The 16,701-nt window shown below is 63.0% G+C and carries 16 protein-coding genes; 7 read left to right on the top strand and 9 right to left on the bottom strand.

The window, feature by feature from the left end:
• Positions 1–97: 97 nt before the first annotated feature.
• Positions 98–787, bottom strand: coding sequence for a Uma2 family endonuclease (locus GG26_RS12460; protein ID WP_011429238.1), 690 nt, complete (start codon positions 785–787; stop codon positions 98–100).
• Between the two features lie 151 nt (positions 788–938).
• Between GG26_RS12460 and GG26_RS12455 the strand changes: the two genes are divergently transcribed.
• From GG26_RS12455 to groL, 3 genes are all read left to right on the top strand, one after another.
• Positions 939–2,060, top strand: a complete 1,122-nt coding sequence (locus GG26_RS12455) for an NAD(P)/FAD-dependent oxidoreductase (RefSeq protein ID WP_071813491.1) — start codon at positions 939–941, stop codon at positions 2,058–2,060.
• Positions 2,061–2,128: 68 nt separating this feature from the next.
• The gene (locus tag GG26_RS12450; protein ID WP_346426047.1) at positions 2,129–2,467 is read left to right on the top strand and encodes a 30S ribosomal protein PSRP-3; all 339 of its coding nucleotides are present in this window, start codon (positions 2,129–2,131) and stop codon (positions 2,465–2,467) included.
• A gap of 203 nt (positions 2,468–2,670) precedes the next feature.
• Entirely contained in the window at positions 2,671–4,299 is a 1,629-nt protein-coding gene (gene groL, locus GG26_RS12445; RefSeq protein WP_011429241.1) for a chaperonin GroEL, read from the top strand.
• A 37-nt stretch (positions 4,300–4,336) separates the two neighbouring features.
• On the opposite strand, the gene lysS is transcribed toward groL, so the two are convergent.
• The 7 genes from lysS to trpB form a co-directional block, all read right to left on the bottom strand.
• Positions 4,337–5,863 (bottom strand): lysine--tRNA ligase, encoded by a 1,527-nt coding sequence (gene lysS / locus GG26_RS12440; RefSeq protein WP_011429242.1) that lies wholly within the window; start codon positions 5,861–5,863, stop codon positions 4,337–4,339.
• A gap of 46 nt (positions 5,864–5,909) precedes the next feature.
• The gene (locus GG26_RS12435) at positions 5,910–6,698 is read right to left on the bottom strand and encodes a Uma2 family endonuclease (protein WP_240527750.1); all 789 of its coding nucleotides are present in this window, start codon (positions 6,696–6,698) and stop codon (positions 5,910–5,912) included.
• Positions 6,699–7,186: 488 nt separating this feature from the next.
• Positions 7,187–8,605: a DNA repair protein RadA gene (gene radA / locus GG26_RS12430; RefSeq protein WP_011429244.1), complete on the bottom strand. Its 1,419-nt coding sequence runs from the start codon at positions 8,603–8,605 to the stop codon at positions 7,187–7,189.
• 52 nt (positions 8,606–8,657) lie between these two features.
• Entirely contained in the window at positions 8,658–9,794 is a 1,137-nt protein-coding gene (aroC, locus tag GG26_RS12425) for a chorismate synthase (protein ID WP_414390926.1), read from the bottom strand.
• A gap of 54 nt (positions 9,795–9,848) precedes the next feature.
• On the bottom strand, positions 9,849–10,583 hold the full coding sequence (locus GG26_RS12420) for a pantothenate kinase (protein ID WP_414390923.1): 735 nt from the start codon (positions 10,581–10,583) through the stop codon (positions 9,849–9,851).
• Complete coding sequence (locus tag GG26_RS12415) at positions 10,573–11,280, bottom strand: AMMECR1 domain-containing protein (protein WP_228375405.1); 708 nt, start codon at positions 11,278–11,280, stop codon at positions 10,573–10,575. The genes GG26_RS12420 and GG26_RS12415 overlap by 11 nt, the downstream gene beginning before the upstream one ends.
• Positions 11,281–11,306: 26 nt before the next feature.
• Positions 11,307–12,560, bottom strand: a complete 1,254-nt coding sequence (trpB, locus tag GG26_RS12410) for a tryptophan synthase subunit beta (RefSeq protein ID WP_414390933.1) — start codon at positions 12,558–12,560, stop codon at positions 11,307–11,309.
• 202 nt (positions 12,561–12,762) lie between these two features.
• On the opposite strand from trpB, the gene GG26_RS12405 reads away from it, so the two are divergent.
• From GG26_RS12405 to GG26_RS12390, 4 genes are all read left to right on the top strand, one after another.
• Positions 12,763–13,122 carry a hypothetical protein gene (locus tag GG26_RS12405; protein WP_011429249.1) on the top strand — a complete coding sequence of 120 codons (360 nt, stop codon included), beginning with the start codon at positions 12,763–12,765 and terminating at the stop codon, positions 13,120–13,122.
• Positions 13,123–13,265: 143 nt separating this feature from the next.
• A complete protein-coding gene (locus GG26_RS12400) occupies positions 13,266–13,784 on the top strand; it encodes a hypothetical protein (RefSeq protein WP_099812521.1) in 519 nt (172 codons plus the stop codon).
• A gap of 48 nt (positions 13,785–13,832) precedes the next feature.
• Positions 13,833–14,393 carry a hypothetical protein gene (locus GG26_RS12395; protein ID WP_414390919.1) on the top strand — a complete coding sequence of 187 codons (561 nt, stop codon included), beginning with the start codon at positions 13,833–13,835 and terminating at the stop codon, positions 14,391–14,393.
• The gene (locus tag GG26_RS12390) at positions 14,393–15,934 is read left to right on the top strand and encodes an Hsp70 family protein (RefSeq protein ID WP_414390916.1); all 1,542 of its coding nucleotides are present in this window, start codon (positions 14,393–14,395) and stop codon (positions 15,932–15,934) included. The genes GG26_RS12395 and GG26_RS12390 overlap by 1 nt, the downstream gene beginning before the upstream one ends.
• Positions 15,935–16,316: 382 nt before the next feature.
• Here the strand turns inward: GG26_RS12390 and GG26_RS12385 are convergent, their stop codons facing one another.
• Complete coding sequence (locus GG26_RS12385) at positions 16,317–16,670, bottom strand: ARPP-1 family domain-containing protein (protein ID WP_414390914.1); 354 nt, start codon at positions 16,668–16,670, stop codon at positions 16,317–16,319.
• Between the last annotated feature and the right edge of the window lie 31 nt (positions 16,671–16,701).

Genomic DNA, 16,701 nt, shown 5'->3' with positions numbered 1-16,701 from the left:
GGGCGTCCCGTTCTTCAAGCTCAGGAAATGTCCTGCCATTGGGCAGGAGTCACTGGGAAGCCTGCACTCTATGCGTCAGCATAAGTGCGGGAGTACGTCACCTCTCCAGATCCGGATCCTCGCCCAAAGCCCGCAACCTTGCTGCCAGACGCTCGGCCCGCTGGCGTTCCTGTTCGGCTCGTTGGCGTTCCAGCTCGGCCCGCTCATCTCCCGTCAAAAGCAACTGCCCTTTGGCATCGCACCAGCGCAGCCAGCGGGCTTGTTTCCCCTCGAAAACTCCGTCCCACAGCCTCAGGCCCAGCTCCACCTGTTCCAGCCAGGTCTCGGTCATTTCCGCATAGTGGCGGCCCCGCAGCTCAAAAAGGCGCAGCTCCTCGGATCCCAGCTCGTGGTTGGGATCAAAAACCACGTAGTAGCTGACCCGCATCTGCTCGTAGCGGCTGAACTTGCCACCTAGCTCGTCGCCTTCGCGGTTGGAGACAATCTCGATCACCACATCCGGCGGCTTGTCAAATTGCCAGAGCAGATAGCACCGGTTCTGCTTCTCCCACCATTGTTCCGGCACCGTGACATCCAGGCTGAGAAAAACATCCGACACAATCGGGGGGCGACTGGGGGTTGTGTAGATCCCGACATTGGCTGCTGCCAGGAAGGTTTTGTGGGGCAGAGAGCTGTAGAGCGAGCCAGTCAGGAGGCGCTGTTGCTTTTCAGAGGCAAAGTTATCCGCCGGGGTATCGTCCTCAGTGACCAGATCAGCGACATCGGGCAGCAGCAGTTCAGTATCCATGGGCAAAGGCAGTCGGGGATGTCGACATCTTCGCCGTTTCCCCTACTTTTTGCCGCAGAGGACAAGGGCGGCAAAGCTGGCCGCTCTCCAGAAGGGATCCCGCCCGCAGAATGGGGTATCACGGCAAAAGGGCTCTCTTTGAGGAGGAACCTTGAACTGCGACGTTTTGGTGATCGGCTGTGGGGTGGTGGGCTGTGCCATCGCCTACGAATTGGCCACAGCAGGGCTATCGGTGGTTGGGATCGACGCCAGGGATCCGGCCTCAGGCGCCACCGGGGCCTCGTTGGGGGTGTTGATGGGGATCTGCAGCCGCCAGCCAGATGGGGAGGTGGTGCAGTTGCGCCTGAAAAGCCTGGAGCAGTTCGATCCCCTGATTGCGCGGCTGGAAGCCGACTTGGGTCGGACTTTGCCCGTCAATCGGCACGGCATCCTCAAGCTCCTCCGGGAGGAGGAAGTGGACGCTTGGCAAGCAACCCTGGCGGCTCGCCGGCAAGCAGGTTACCGCCTGGAGTTTCTCAGCCCTGGCGAAGTGGGATCCCTGCAGCCAGGTTTGCGCAGCGACCTGGGGGGAGCCCTCTACTCTCCCCAAGATCGGCAGATCCAACCCCGCCTCCTTACGCAGGCGCTTGTGGAAGCAGCCCAACGCAGAGGCTGCCGCTTCTTCTTCCATCAGCCGGTTCAGAAGATGCAGCGCAGCCCGGATCCTCCCTTTCGCCTACAGGCAGTTTATACGCCAGCCTTCGCCTTCTCGGCAGGCCATGTCGTTCTCGCTGCCGGCCTGGACAGCTCCCCTCTGGCCGAGGAGCTGGGCTTGCGGATCCCTCTGCAGGCGGTCAAAGGCCAGGCTCTGCGGGTCAAAGCGGCGGGGATCCCCCTGGGGCCGGTGGTCAGCGACGAGGATCTGCATCTGGTCCCCCTGGGGGATGGATCCCTGTGGGTGGGGGCAACCGTGGAGTTTCAGGCCCCCCATCCCCAGCCGACGCTGCTGGCCTTACAGGATCTGCTGGCCCACGCCATCGGCATCTGCCCGGCCCTAGCCGAAGCCACCCTGCTGGAGCACTGGGCCGGCCATCGACCCCGACCGCTGGGGCAGCGCGCCCCCATTCTGGGGCCGGCTCCCGGCTATGTCAATCTTTTGGTTGCCACCGGCCACTACCGCAATGGAGTGTTGCTGGCCCCGATTAGCGCCGCCATCCTGAGGGATTTGGTGCTGAAAGGGGAAACAGCCCTGTGCGATCTAAGCGCTTTTGCCCCAAGACCTAAACAGGGCTGAGCTGGCCTATCCACTGAGGTAGCAAGACTTATGTCAGAATAGAAGGTTGCCCGGCTCAGGCCGGGCCAGTGTGTGATCTGTCGAGTCCTGCAAAGGAGAAAAGAGCCTTGCCGAAATTTGCCCTGAAAGCCCTCTGGCTGGAAAACGATTTGGCCATCGCCGTGGATCAGGTGGTGGCCAAAAACCGCAGCCCCCTCACCCGCTACTTTTTCTGGCCGCGGGATGACGCCTGGGAACAGCTCAAAGCCGAGCTGGAGAGCAAAACTTGGATCAGCGAGGAAGATCGCATCACTCTACTCAACCAAGCCACTGAACTGATCAACTACTGGCAAAACGGCGGACGCGAGCGCCCCATCAGCGAAGCCCAAGCCCAGTTCCCCGACATCCTCATCGGCGGCAACGCCTAGCTCTCCCCTCCCCGCCGAGGCCGCGACTCCAAACCCAACCCATCTTGATGGGGATCCTGCTTTTGGGCTAGATTAGCACTCGGGATTTCAGAGTGCTAACTTTGGGCTCGGCCAAGCCAATGGATCGCCGGGGCCCTTCTGGGATCCCACTCCGCCTGGCAGCGCTAAGCGGCCCAGTTGAAACTAAGAGGATCGGGGATTCTATGGCAAAACAGATTCTGTTTAGGGAAGAGGCCCGCAAGGCATTGGAGCAGGGCATCAATCAACTGGCGGATGCAGTTAAGGTTACCATTGGCCCGAAAGGGCGCAACGTCCTTCTGGAGAAAAAGTTCGGCGCCCCCCAGATCGTCAACGACGGGGTCACCATTGCCAAGGAAATTGAATTGGCGGATCCTTTGGAGAACACCGGTGCCCAGCTGATGCGGGAAGTGGCCACCAAGACCAACGACGTGGCCGGAGACGGCACCACCACAGCCACCATTTTGGCCCAGAGCATGGTGCAGGAGGGGTTGAAGAATATTTCGGCAGGAGCCAACCCTGTAGCTTTGCGGCGCGGCATCGAGAAGACCACTGCCTACCTGGTGGAGCAAATTGCCGCTCAAGCTAAGCCTGTGGAAGGCCGCAAGAACATCGCCGAGGTAGCTACCATCTCTGCCGGCAACGACCCGGAAGTGGGGGAGATGATCGCCAGGGCCATGGATGCCGTGGGGCGAGATGGGGTGATTACGGTCGAAGAGTCCAAGTCCTTGGAAACCCAATTGGAAGTTGTCGAAGGGATGCAGTTCGACCGCGGCTACATTTCCCCCTATTTCGTCACCGATACGGAGCGGATGGTGGCCGAATACGAAAATGCCTATCTGCTCATCACCAGTAATAAGCTCTCCAATCTTCAGGATCTGGTGCCTGTTCTGGAGCGGGTAGCGCGAGAGGGACGGCCGCTGCTGGTGATTGCCGAGGATGTGGAGGGAGAAGCCCTGGCCACTTTGGTGGTCAACAAGCTGCGGGGGGTGTTGAACGCGGTGGCGGTGAAGGCGCCGGCTTTTGGGGATCGGCGCAAGGCCATGTTGGAGGACATTGCCATCCTCACCGGTGGGCAGCTCATCTCCGAGGATATCGGCATCAAGCTGGAGAACGTCACCCTGGACATGATGGGGGTGGCCCGCAAGATTACCGTTACCAAAGACAAGACCACCATTGTGACCGACGGCAGCACCAAGGCGGCGGTGGAGAAACGGGTGGCCCAGATCCGCAAGCAACTGGAGACCACCGATTCCGAGTACGACCGCGAGAAACTGCAGGAGCGGATCGCCAAGCTGGCCGGTGGGGTGGCGGTGATCAAGGTGGGAGCTGCCACTGAAACGGAGCTTAAAGACCGCAAGCTGCGCATTGAAGATGCCCTCAACGCCACGCGGGCGGCAGTGGAGGAAGGGATCGTCCCCGGTGGCGGGGCAACGTTGCTGCATCTTTCCAAAGGGATCCCGGCCTTCAAGGCCAACTTGAACGCAGAAGAGCAGGTGGGGGCGGACATTGTCTGCCGGGCTTTGCAGGCGCCGCTCTATCAGATTGCCCACAACGCTGGCCTGGAGGGGTCGGTGGTGGTGGAAAAGGTTCTGGAGAAGGAGATGCCCTTTGGCTTTGATGCCCTGACGGGCACCTATGTGGACATGTTTGCTCAGGGGATCGTGGATCCGGCCAAGGTCGTACGCTCGGCGCTGCAGAATGCCGCTTCCATCGCCGCCATGTACCTCACCACCGAAGCCATTGTGGTGGAAAAGCCCGAACCCAAGACGAAAACAGGAGCGAGCCGCTCCGGCGGTGCGGGGATGATGTAACTCCCCTAAACCATGCCCTTGTGGCCTAGGCCCCTATTCAGGGGCTTTCTCCCGTCTCCGGTCGCAGCAGGGGGAAGGCGATGACATCGCGGATGCTGGCAGCGTCGCACAGCAGCATCGCCAGACGGTCGATGCCGATGCCCAGGCCACCGGTGGGGGGAAGGCCGTACTCCAGGGCAGTGAGGAAGTCTTCGTCCAAAAAGTGGGCCTCTTCGTCTCCGGCTGCCTTCAGGGCCGCCTGGGCCTCCAGCCGCTGCCGCTGATCCACCGGGTCGGTCAGCTCCGAGTAGGCGTTGGCCGTCTCCCGCCCGACGATAAACAGCTCGAAGCGCTCCGCCAACCCCGGCTTGCTGCGGTGGGGCTTGGTGAGCGGACACACCTCCAGGGGATAGTCGAGAACAAAGGTCGGCTGGCGCAGGCGGCTCTCGCAGCAGTGCTCGAAGGCTTTGACCAACAGCTTGCCAGGGGAGTCGTGGGGGGAGAGATCGGGGATCCCCTGCTGGGCCAGGGCGGGCAAGAGCTCGGCGGTGGATCCCTTTTCCACGTCGATGAAGATGCCGGTGGCCTCCTCCACCAACTCCTGGATCGTTACCCGCCGCCAGGGTGGGGTGAGGTCAATGGTCTCCCCTTGGTAAGTAATTTGCAGGGATCCCCGCACTGCCAGGGCGGCGTTGCAGACCAGGGCTTCGGTCAGCTCCATCATCGTGTGGTAGTCGGCAAAGGCTTGGTAGGCCTCCAGCGAGGTAAACTCCGGGTTGTGGCGGGTGGAGATGCCCTCGTTGCGAAAGACTCGCCCAATTTCGTACACCCGCTCGATCCCGCCCACCACCAGCCGCTTCAGGTGCAGCTCGGTGGCAATGCGCAAGTAGAGATCTAGATCCAGGGCGTTGTGGTGGGTGATGAAGGGACGCGCCTCCGCCCCGCCGGGGATCACCTGCAGCACCGGCGTCTCGATCTCCACAAAGCCCCGCTCCTCCAGGGTCTGCCGCAGGGAGCGGACGATCTTGGCCCGGTCGAGCAAGGTTTGCTTGACCTCGGGGTTGACGATGAGGTCAACGTAGCGCTGGCGGTAGCGTTTCTCCACATCCCGTAGGCCGTGCCACTTATCGGGCAGGGGCAGCAGGGCCTTGGTCAGCACCTGGTACTCGTCCACCCGCACCGACAGCTCCCCTTTCTCGGTGCGCTTGAGACAGCCCTTGGCCCCCAGCCAATCGCCCACGTCAAGCAGCTTGTCCAGGTTCTTGAAGGCCAGCTCCCCCATGTGCTGCGTCAGCCGTTGCTTTTCCAGGTAGAGCTGGATGGTGCCAGAGCGATCCTGCAGGGTAAAGAAGGCCAGTTTGCCCATGACCCGCCGCGCCCGGATCCGCCCGGCCACCGCCACCTGCACATCCTCCCGCTCGGCGCCGGGCTCGAGATCGGCAAATTGCGCCTGCAACTCGGCAGCCAAGTGGGTAACCGGGAAAGAATAGGCGTAGGGCAGGATCCCTTGCTCCTGCAGGTGGCGGGCCTTTTCCAGGCGGGCGGCCCGTTGGGCAGCTTCGCTGCTGCTGGGGAGAGTGGACATAGGGGTAAAAGGGATAGAGGATTTCAGGGACGGACGGGATCCTTTTTTACGCTTCCGGCGGCGCGATCCCGTGGGAACGCAGCAGCTCCAAAAGTCTTTCGGCCCGTTGGCGTTCTCTTTCAGCCCGTTGGCGTTCTCTCTCGGCCCGCTGCTGCTCTAGGGCGGCCTTTTCGTCGCCGGTGGGTAAAACTTGGCCCTCTCGGTCACACCAGCGCAGCCATTCCGTGTTGACGCCCTCGAAGGATCCCTGCCAGAGGGTCAAGCCCAGGCCAATCTCCTCCAGCCAGGTGGAATCGAAGGGAACCAACTCTCCCCCCCGCCGCTGAAAAAGAACCAGTGGGGATCCCTGCAGCTCCCGCAGTTGCCGCAAAGGATCGTAAACCCCGTAGTAGCCCACGCCGGCGCGGGCGTAGTCCCTGAGTTTGCGGCCCAGCTCTTCTCCCTCGCGGTTGGAGACAATCTCAATGACCACGTCGGGAGGCTTGCCCATCTCCCAGACAAAGTAGGTGCGATCTTCCTTGCGCTCGAAGCTGGCGGGGGGAGCTACCTCCAGGCTGAGCATGACATCGGGCACGAGCGGCGGCTGCTTGAGGGCGTAGAACAGGCCGACGTTGGCCGTGGCCAGGAAGGGGATCGGCTCGCCGCTGTCTTTGGCTCTGGGCTGAAAGGAGGCGTAGAGGGCGCTCGTGAGCAAGCGCTGCAGCTTCTCCGAGTAGATGCTGTCCACAGGCTGGTCGTCCTCGATCACCAGGTCACTGATATCGGGTGGGGGCGGCGGTGGAAACTCCGCTGCCGGCGTCGAGGGCTTGAGGGGGCTAGAAGGTGCAGAAACCATGATGCCGGGATCCTTTGCAGGGCCGCTGCTAGCGACTGCTCGGTTGTTGGTCAATCGAGCCGATATCGAACCATCTCGAGGGTAGCAAAGGTTTTGGGGAAAAAGGCGACCAGAGAGCTTCTCCAATCCACACCAGAGATAGAAGCCCAACCCTGGGCCGAGGGCCTGCCTCCTGGAGCGGGGCAAGAGACAAAAAATCCTGCCCGACCTCCTCAGCTTTGGCCGGATCCCTTTTGGAAAGCAGCTAGCGCTCCGCCTGGGCGTTCAAGCTGGAGACGATCAGGTACACCACGAAAAGAAACAGGGCTACCAACGCCATAGGTCGATCCTTAGGTCAGTCTCTTGCGCCAGGGTCTGTAGGATAGTGTGCCCATCCGGGCCGGGATCCGGTTGCTGTTGTCGCACAAACCTTTACTCTATGACATTTTCCCGTAGCTTGGTTCTTGGCGGAGCTCGACCGCCCAACTGGGCAAGTTGGGGATCCCTTCTCACTGGCCAGGCTCGGAGCTGGGCAGAGCCACCAGCAGAGCTTCCAACACCCGCTGCACCCGGCTCAAGCGCAGGCCAGAGTCGGCCAAAACGGGGCTGTTGGGGATGATGGCGTGGCGGAACCCCAGCTTGGCGGCTTCCTTGAGGCGCTGCTCCAACTGCGCCACCGGGCGCACCTGTCCCCCCAGGCCCACCTCGCCGATCAAGACCGTAAAGGGATCCACCTGGCGATCTCGGAAGCTGGCGGCCACGGCCACCGCCACCCCCAAGTCGGCAGCTGGCTCGGCCACCTGGATGCCGCCGGCGGAGGCAATGTAGGCGTCGTATTTGGAAAGCGGGATCCCCACCCGTTTTTCCAGCACCGCCAAGATCTGCAAAAAGCGGTTGAGCTCGATGCCGGTGGCGGTGCGGCGGGGGGAGCTGTAGCTGGTGGGGCTGACCAGGGCCTGCACGTCCACCACCAAGGGGCGGGTGCCCTCACAGGCGACGATGGTGGCCGTTCCCGGCGTGGCCTGATCCCGGCTGCTCAAAAAAAGCTGCGAGGGATTGTCCACCTCCACCAAGCCAGAGGCGGTCATCTCGAAAACGCCGATTTCCTGGGCCGCCCCAAAGCGGTTTTTGACGGCGCGCAGCAGGCGGTGGCTCTGAAAGCGATCCCCCTCAAAGTACAAGACGGTGTCCACCAGGTGCTCCAGCACCTTGGGCCCGGCCAGGGATCCATCTTTGGTAACATGGCCAACGATGAGCAGGGCCACCCCCAGTTTTTTGGCCACTCGCATCAAGAGGCCGGCGCATTCCCGCACCTGGGAAACGGATCCCGGCGCCGAGCTGAGCTGCCCCCAGAAGATGGCCTGGATGCTGTCGATGATCGCCACCTGGGGCTGTAGGGCCTGGATCTCGGCCACAATGGCCTCCAGGTCGGTTTCCGCCAATAGGTAGAGCTGCTCGCTTTCTATCCCCAGCCGCAAGGACTCCGTCCCGCTAATGCGAGCGGCGCGCAGCTTGATCTGCTGGGCCGATTCCTCCCCCGACACGTACAAGATGGGCCCCCGCTTGGCGAGATGCGCAGCAGTCTGCAGCAGCAGGGTGCTCTTGCCAATGCCTGGATCGCCGCCGATCAACACCAGGGATCCCGGCACGATGCCACCTCCCAACACCCGGTCGAACTCGCCGGAGCCAGAGGAGAGGCGGGGGTGGCTCTCCGAGGAGACTTGGGAGAGGGGAAGGGCCGACAGGGGCATCCCGTTGCCGCGGCTGCGCTGGGGAACGAGCCGCTGCGGTGGCCCAGACTTAGAAGAGGGGGCGACGACCACCTCCGTCAGCGTGTTCCAGGCGCCACAGTTGTCGCAGCGGCCCAAAAACTTGGGGTAGCGCTCGCCGCACTGGCTGCACTCCCAGACGGTTTTGGCCTTGGCCATGAACAGGGATCCCGCCTCTTTCTTAGGATACAAGGACTCCGACCGGCTGCCGCTAGCTGTGGGGCAGGGGAACGGCGGGAATGGGCACCTCTGGCAAGGCCAGGGATCGGCACTGGGCGTGGTGGCGCAGCAGATGGTCACAGAGCACCAAAGCCACCATCGCCTCCACCATCGGCACCGCCCGCGGCAGCACGCAGGGATCGTGGCGCCCCCGCGCCGCCAAAACCGTCTCCTGCCCGTCGAGGGTGACGGTGCTTTGGGGCTGGCGAATGGTGGCGGTGGGCTTGAAGGCCACCCGCAGGACGATGTCTTCCCCGTTGCTGATGCCCCCCTGGATGCCGCCGGAGCGGTTGCTGCGGGTGCGCCAGCCGCTGGGGGTCATGTAGAACTCGTCGTTGTGCTGCTTGCCCGTCAGGTAGGTGCCGGCAAACCCCGAACCGATCTCAAACCCCTTGCTGGCCGGCAGCGACATCACCGCCTTGGCCAGGTCGGCCTCCAATTTGTCGAACACCGGGCAGCCCAGCCCGCGGGGCACATTGCGGGCCACACATTCCACCACTCCCCCGAGAGAATCTCCTTCCCGCGCCGCTGCTTCAATTTTTTCAATCATCGCCGCCGCCGCGGCTGGATCGGGGCAGCGGACGATGTTGGCTTCCACCTGCTCCGCCGTCACGGAGCTGGGATCCACCTGGGCCTCTACGTCTTGGACCCGCTGCACATAGGCCAGGATCTCTACCCCTGCTGCCAGGCGCAGGATCTTCTTGGCGATGGCCCCGGCGGCCACCCGGCCAATGGTCTCCCGCGCCGAGGCCCGCCCTCCCCCCTGCCAGTTGCGGATGCCGTACTTGGCCTGGTAGGTGGCATCGGCATGGGAAGGGCGGAAGGTGGTGGCCATCTCCTGGTAGTCCTGGGGGCGGGCGTCCTGGTTGCGCACCAGGATGTGGATGGGGGTGCCGAGGGTAAAGCCTTGGAAAACCCCGGAGAGGATCTGGCAGCGATCCGCCTCCTGGCGCGGCGTGGTGATGTGGCTCTGGCCGGGACGGCGCCGATCCAGCTCCGCCTGGATGTCGGCCTCGCTCAAGGGCAGCCGCGGCGGGCAGCCGTCCACCACCACCCCCACCGCCCCCCCGTGGGACTCGCCGTAGGTGGTGACGCAAAACAAGACGCCGAAGGAGTTGCCGTTGGCCATGGGATCCCTGAGCAAGAAGCTGCCCGCTCGCAGGCGGCTGGGAGAGACTGTCTTCTATTCTGCACCAGAAGGCTTGCGGACGACGCGGTGCAACTGACGGCAGCCGGCAATCCCCCGCAACACCAGGTGGGGATCCCAGCGCAGCTCTGCGTCAAGGGGCCGCAGGTGGGGGTAGAGTAGCTCGCCATCGCCGCCGGTTACTAGCAGCGGGCCTTGGGGAAAGCGGCGGCGCCAGTCGGCCAGAAAATCCCGCAAGCCGGCCAGCAGGGTATGAAGAATGCCGCTGCAGATGGCGGCCCCAGTGTTCCTGGCCCAGCGGGGGGGTATGGGAGCGCCGGGATCCCACTCCACTTTGGGCAGCCGGGCGGTGTGGTCGGCCAGCGCCTGCGCCTGCAACCCCAGGCCGGGCAGGATCGCTCCTCCCACCAGGGATCCCTCGGCGTCAGCTCCCGTCAGGGTCAAGGCGGTGCCGGCGTCGATGACCAAGCAGGGCCAGCCGTAGCGGATCCCGGCGGCCCACAGAGCCAGTGCCCGATCCAGCCCCAGCCCGGGATAGGGATCCCGCAGCGGCACCTGGGAGAGCTCAAGGCAATGCACCCAGGGGGATCGGGGCGGCAAAGGGGCAGAGCCAACGGCAGCTAGCCACAGCTCCGTCTCTTCTGGCCAGGATAGGGGTTGGTGGGCGGGAAACTGCTCCACCTTCACCAAGCTCTCGCCAGCAAACCAGCCCCAGCGCACGTGGGTGTTGCCCACCACGGCGGCCAGCCACCGCTCTGCCTCAGAACTCATGCAACAGCTCCGCCTCCACGCGAAACAGCTCCACCGGCTGATCGGCAGGGATCCCGGCCAATTGCTTGGCGGTGGAGAGCTGCCAGGCCGTCGTCAGAGCCTCTCCGGGCAGCAACACCGCCCCCCGTGTCCCCGCGCGAATGAACAGGCCCATGCGGGTGGGATCCACCTGCTCCAGAGAGGGGATGGGCACCACCCGTCGCACGATGGCCACCTGAATAGAAGCCGACTCCAGCTCGCCGGGTTGCAGGGGCCGATAGCGCCAGTCGCGAGTAACAGCCCCCACCGCCGCCCGGATGGTGGCCCTGGCCAGATCCTCGCCGCCGGGATCCAAGCTGCCCCAACAGCCGCGGGGCCGTCCCTCCCTGGTCACCGTAACAAAAACTCCCGCCGGGCGCCGCCAGTGGGGCGGGATCTCTTCTGGAGCAGGCAGCACCTGGCCAGTGGCGAAGTAGTGGGCGATGGCCTGCCGCGCCAGGGCCGGCAGCGTCTTGGGCAAGGGTTGCGGCTGGACGGGAGCAGGGATCCCCTCCGTCCCGCCGTTGCGGGGCAAGGCGCCTGCCGGGGAACTCGTGGCCGGGGACGGGATCCCGCCAACGCGCCCAGAAACCTCTGGCCGGGATCCGGCCAGCAGCCCTAGCCCTGCCCCCAGAAACAAGGCCAGCAGGCTGAGCGATCGAATGGCAAAGGTGGACACGAGCTGAGGATCTTGCCAACCCAACTCTAGGCTAGGCTATGCCCCCGCTTCTGCAAGTACTTGAAAACGGTGTTCAGATCCTTGTCGCCCCGCCCGGAGCAGTTGACCACCACCCGCTGCTGGGGGCCAAGCTGGGGGGCCAAAGTCTTCAGGTAGGCCAGGGCATGGGCCGTCTCCAAAGCCGGGATGATCCCCTCCAGGCGCGACAGCAGCAGCAGCGCCTCTACCGCCTCGTCGTCGGTAACGGCGTAGTACTCGGCTCGCCCAATTGCTTTTAAGTAGCTGTGCTCCGGCCCCACGCCGGGGTAATCCAAGCCGGCGCTGATGGAATGGGCCTCCTGCACCTGGCCTTCTTCATCTTGCAGCAGGTAGCTCATGGCCCCGTGCAAGACCCCAACGCGACCGCGGCTGAGGGTGGCGGCGTGGCGGGAGGTGTGTAAGCCCTCCCCGGCAGCCTCGATGCCGATAAGCCGCACTTGGGGATCCTGAACAAACTCGTTGAACAACCCCAGGGCATTGGAGCCGCCGCCCACACAGGCCAGCAGCACGTCCGGCAGGCCTCCCCATTTCTCCTGACACTGCTGTCGCGTCTCCTGGCCGATGACATCGTGAAAGGTCCGCACCAGCTTCGGGTAGGGGTGGGGTCCGGCCACCGTGCCGATGACGTAGTGGGTGGTCTCCACGTTGGTTACCCAGTCGCGGATGGCCTCGGAGAGGGCGTCTTTGAGGGTGGCTGTGCCTGATTCGACCCCCCTTACCTCAGCGCCCAGCAGGCGCATCCGCTGCACATTGGGGGCCTGCCGCTCCATGTCCACTGCCCCCATGTAGATGACGCATTCCAGCCCAAAGCGGGCACACACCGTTGCCGTGGCCACCCCATGTTGGCCGGCGCCGGTCTCGGCGATGATCCGCCGCTTGCCCATGCGCACCGCCAGCAGCACTTGGCCGAGGGCGTTGTTGATCTTGTGGGCGCCGGTGTGGTTGAGGTCTTCGCGCTTGAGGTAGATCTGGGGGCCGTCGTAGTGCTCGGTCAGCCGCTGGGCAAAGTAAAGGGGGCTGGGCCGACCGACAAAATCCCGCAACAAGCTGTGGAACTCGGCGCGAAACTCGGGATCCCGCCAATGCTGCTCAAAGGCTTCCTCCAGCTCCGTCAGGGCGCTCATCAGGGTTTCCGGCACAAAACGGCCCCCAAAGGGCCCAAACCGGCCCCGAGGATCCGGACGCACCTGCGGGTCAAGGGGATCCCAGGTGGCAGGGGCAGCAAGAGGAGTTGAGGTCATGGCAAATGGATTGGCGCGGGCTTGACAGCCGGCAATAGGAGACAAGTTTCCCTATTCTACAGAAGATGGAAACTCGGGAAGGCCACTGTCCAAGCTATCTTATTTGCCGCCCTGGATGGTGGGATCCCGCCGAAATCACCTTTGAACAGGGGGCTTCCAAGGATTTTTACGATCAGGCCGTCCGATTTTGGGGGCGGCCTTTATGGACAAGCATCTGCAAGAGTTGCTCCAGCAAGAAGATCAAAAGCGCAGGGACGAAGAGCTGCGCCGCACCTATGCCCTTTCTCAAAAGTCTCAGGGAGCGGCAGTCTTTTTGTCGTTATTGCTGGCTTTTGCGGCCTACATTTATACGCGGCGATGGAAAGCGCTAATGATCTTTTTGGGGTGGTGTATTTTTGTCGGCGTGTTGTTTAGCGATGAAGAAGGAGAAGTTTCTCTCCCTGGACTTTTTCTGGCCTCCACCTGGGCAGCGGTGGACAACTGCGCCGCCATCCAGCGAGCTAGAGAAAAAATTGAACTGCTACGCTCCGGGCAAAGCCCCGATAGCAACCGGCAGACTTAATCGACCTCAAATCAACAAGCTGGAAACCCTTCCTTACTCCCCTCTCCCTGTGGGAGAGGGGCTGGGGGTGAGGGATCCCTTTGCCAGCAGCAGGTTAGGACAAGGGAGCCTAGAATGGCCGCAGATCCGAGGAAACCAAAACCATGAAGTCTGCTGCTTGCCTAGCCTGTCTGCTCGCCGGTCTCCTTGGGGGGGAAGGGATCCCGGCCCTGGCCTCACCCGCTCTTTTGGTGCTGGCCCAGTCCGGCTTTCAGCCCTACATCAATGTCCGCTTTGGCTATCGCCTCGACTATCCGGCTGATTTTGTCCCCCAAGGGGAATCCGACAGCGGCGACGGCCAGGTGTTCATCGGCAAAGAGGGGGCCGAGCTGCGCGTTTGGGGTGGGTACAATATTCTTCAAGCAACGCCCGCCAGCGCCCTGCAAGAGGAGCTGCAGCGCAGCCGGGAAAGCCGACGCCGGGTTACCTATCAAGTTGCCGGTCGGGATTTTTTCGTGGTCTCCGGCTACGAGCCAGACGGCCAGCGGATTTTTTACCTCAAAAAGCTCGTCAGCCCCTCTCTAGAGGCTGGCTTTGAATTGGTCTATCCGGCCAGCCGGCGCGAGCGCTACGACCGGGACGTGGAAGCCATAGCCCGCTCCCTGCGCTTTGTGGATCCCTGACCCAGGCCCAAGTTGGGGCATGATCGTAGGGATCCCTGGCAAAACCCCATGGCCGAGAGACCGCTGGACAGTTGGCTGCGGGAACGGATGCAAGCCGTTGGCCTCTCCTCTTGGCAGGCTCTGCAAGCCCGGGCGGGGCTCAGCCGCCGCGCCCTCGATCAGGTGCGCCAAGGGCAGTGGGGATCCCTGCGCCTGGAGCAACTGCAGAAGCTGGCTGCCGCTTTAGAGTGGGAGTTGGGATCCCTGCTTGGCGGTGGCGACCCTAGTCCAAGGGGCTCGAACACTGCAGAAGCGATCTTTTCCCTGCTGCAGCCGCTGCTGACCAGCTACCCCACCGTCCGCGAGATTGCCCGGCGCAAGCCCGATTGGCCGGCCCAAAACGTGACGGCCCTCTTCCGGTCGCTGGATGCCCTGCTGCAGCAGTGGGGGTATGAAGCCATCGGCAGCCCTCTTGAGTCCGTCCCCTTCGACCCGCAACTGCACCAGCCGGATCAGCCGGACATTCGGCCAGGGGATCCCGTCTACATCCGCTTTGTCGGCTACCGCCGGAAAGACTACATCCTCTGCCCGGCCAAAGTCAGCCGCTCGCTGCCCGGAGGATTGAGCTGATGGCACCTGTCCCCAAAGCAACGCTGGCTATCGATTTCGGCACCAGCAATACTGTGGTGGCAGTTTGGGATCCCGTCCAAGAAGCGCCCCGCCTGCTCAGCTTTCCCGGCCTTTCCCGCCCGGGCTACTCGGCCATTCCCAGCCTGGTCTATGTCAAGGGAAAAGGCCAGCTCTTGGTGGGGGAAACGGTGCGGGCCGGGCGTTGGGGGGCAGTGGAGCCGCAGCGGCTGTTTCAGGGCTTCAAGCGGGATCTGGTGGCGGAGTTTGTCCCCCCACCGCGGATTCTCGATGGGGAGCGCTACGACGCCGAGAGGGTGGCTCAGGCTTTTTTGCAGGCGGTGATGGAAGCCGTCCAGCAAGAATACCTGCAGCCGCAACAGGTGGTGTTTACCGCTCCCGTCGGCTCCTTTGAGCGCTACTTGAACTGGCTGCGGAGGGTGGCCGGGGATCCCGTTCAAATTGTGGACGAGGCCACTGCCGCTGCCCTGGGCTATGCGGTCGGCCAGCCGGGATCCGTGGTGCTGGTGGTGGATTTCGGCGGCGGCACCCTGGATCTCAGCCTGGTGCGCACCCTTGCCCCCCAGCCGGGCAACCCCGTCCTCAAGGCAGAGGTGATCGCCAAGGCCGACGCCTACGTGGGCGGGGTGGATATCGACATCTGGATAGCCGAATACCTGCTGGGGCAACTGGGGCTGAGCCGGCAGCAGCTGGGGGCCCTGAGCTGGATGACGCTTTTGGAACAGGCAGAACAGCTCAAGATCGCCCTTTCTGCCCAGCCGGAGGCTGTGGGCAGTTGGTTCGACGACGAGACTCTAACTGCCTATGAGCTGCGCTTGAATCGGCAGGCGCTGGAGGAGATTTTAGAAACCCACCAGCTCCTCGACCAGATCCGCCAGTGCCTAGACGAGGTGCTGCTCAGCGCCCAGGCAAGGGGAGTGGGCAAAAGCCAAATTGAGCAGGTGCTCCTGGTGGGAGGCAGCTCCCAACTGCCGGCAGTCCAAGAGCTGCTCCGCTCCTACTTCGGCAAAAAGAAAGTCCGCTGCGAGCGCCCCTTCGACGCCGTGGCCCTGGGCGCTCTGCAGGTGGGCCGCCAGGTCAAGCTCGAGGATCGCCTGCACCACAGCTACGCCATCCGCCTCTGGGATCCCTGGCAAAAAAGTTACATCTACTATCCCCTCTTCGAGCGGGGCAGCCCCTACCCTTGCCGACGCTCCGAGCCCTTGATCTTGCAGGTGGCCAACGATGGCCAGACCGAAATTCGACTCGATGTGGGGGAAGTGGCCCAGGTGGCCCAGGCCGAGGTGGTCTATGACGAGCTGGGGCGCATGAGCAGCCGCCAACTTACCCGACAAACCGATTTTCGATCCCTGGGTGCTGAGCCAGCTTGTCTGGCCCGCCTGCAGCCCCCAGGTCGGGCAGGAGAAGATCGCCTCAAGGTGGAATTTGCCGTCGATGCCTCGCGGCGGCTGTTGGCCACTATCTTCGACTTGCAAACCCAGCAGCTTTTGGTAGAAGCCCAGCCCGTAGCCACCCTGAGTTAGAGAAAGGCACTCAGCTTCTTTATCGCGCCAAAACCCAAACAGTGCCGCCTGGCCCTTCTCCCCCCTGGGAGAGGGGCTGGGGGTAGTCGCAATGGCAGCGTGGAGCGCTTGGGCGGATCCCTTGTTGAACAATCGCCTATTTTGCTGTAAAGCGCGGGGGAAAAGTCTTAAGCTCATCCAGAATGACTGTATATCCCCTGCAGTGGCTTTGTAATGACTTGACAGATATAGTCATTTCAAATAGATGCAACGTTTCTCTACGTCGTTATTGCTACGCAACGCTGTCGCGAAGGCGCCGGCAGCGCGAAGCACTATCTCTAGCTCCCCTCTCCCCCTGGGAGAGGGGCTGGGGGTGAGGGCCGACTCCCCTGAGCTCAATCTCTCAAGAATTAGAAACGACTGGCCCTACTGCTGACAGGTAAACTAGCTTCCCGTCGTAGAACAGCGCTGAGCCTTGGTCGCCTTGCTGCGAGTCTGCCCGGTACTCCTGACCTTCGCCCACAGTCGTTACCGCTTCCCAAGGCCATTGGGTTATGTTGGCCCAGTACTTGAGAACATCCTCAGAGGTGGCCTTGGCTCGTGAGGGGGCTGCTCGCAGGGCCTCGATGGCCAGACCGGCTACCAGGCGGGACCACAACCGGCTGCAAATCTGCGCCGTTCCGAAGAGATCCAGCGAGCGCACACGACCGTCTATAGCGATGGCTAGGCCAGTTGCTGATACATTTACGCTGAACACTGCTGAGCATTACTGCTCAGCGGTGAAGCGA

It is taken from the genome of Synechococcus sp. 'PEA 65AY6A-5F PE A' (assembly GCF_047462575.1).
Classification (GTDB): domain Bacteria; phylum Cyanobacteriota; class Cyanobacteriia; order Thermostichales; family Thermostichaceae; genus Thermostichus.
The sequence above is the reverse complement of the archived record's forward strand: the minus strand, read 5'-3'. Positions and strand labels throughout refer to the sequence as shown.

Excerpts from the sequence above, each read along its gene's own strand:
- GG26_RS12400 (WP_099812521.1), top strand. The coding sequence starts at position 13,266 with ATGAAGTCTGCTGCTTGCCTAGCCTGTCTGCTCGCCGGTCTCCTTGGG.
- GG26_RS12405 (WP_011429249.1), top strand. The coding sequence starts at position 12,763 with ATGGACAAGCATCTGCAAGAGTTGCTCCAGCAAGAAGATCAAAAGCGC.
- groL (WP_011429241.1), top strand. The coding sequence starts at position 2,671 with ATGGCAAAACAGATTCTGTTTAGGGAAGAGGCCCGCAAGGCATTGGAG.
- lysS (WP_011429242.1), bottom strand. The coding sequence starts at position 5,863 with ATGTCCACTCTCCCCAGCAGCAGCGAAGCTGCCCAACGGGCCGCCCGC.
- radA (WP_011429244.1), bottom strand. The coding sequence starts at position 8,605 with ATGGCCAAGGCCAAAACCGTCTGGGAGTGCAGCCAGTGCGGCGAGCGC.
- GG26_RS12390 (WP_414390916.1), top strand. The coding sequence starts at position 14,393 with ATGGCACCTGTCCCCAAAGCAACGCTGGCTATCGATTTCGGCACCAGC.
- GG26_RS12395 (WP_414390919.1), top strand. The coding sequence starts at position 13,833 with ATGGCCGAGAGACCGCTGGACAGTTGGCTGCGGGAACGGATGCAAGCC.
- GG26_RS12435 (WP_240527750.1), bottom strand. The coding sequence starts at position 6,698 with ATGGTTTCTGCACCTTCTAGCCCCCTCAAGCCCTCGACGCCGGCAGCG.
- GG26_RS12420 (WP_414390923.1), bottom strand. The coding sequence starts at position 10,583 with ATGAGTTCTGAGGCAGAGCGGTGGCTGGCCGCCGTGGTGGGCAACACC.
- trpB (WP_414390933.1), bottom strand. The coding sequence starts at position 12,560 with ATGACCTCAACTCCTCTTGCTGCCCCTGCCACCTGGGATCCCCTTGAC.
- aroC (WP_414390926.1), bottom strand. The coding sequence starts at position 9,794 with ATGGCCAACGGCAACTCCTTCGGCGTCTTGTTTTGCGTCACCACCTAC.
- GG26_RS12460 (WP_011429238.1), bottom strand. The coding sequence starts at position 787 with ATGGATACTGAACTGCTGCTGCCCGATGTCGCTGATCTGGTCACTGAG.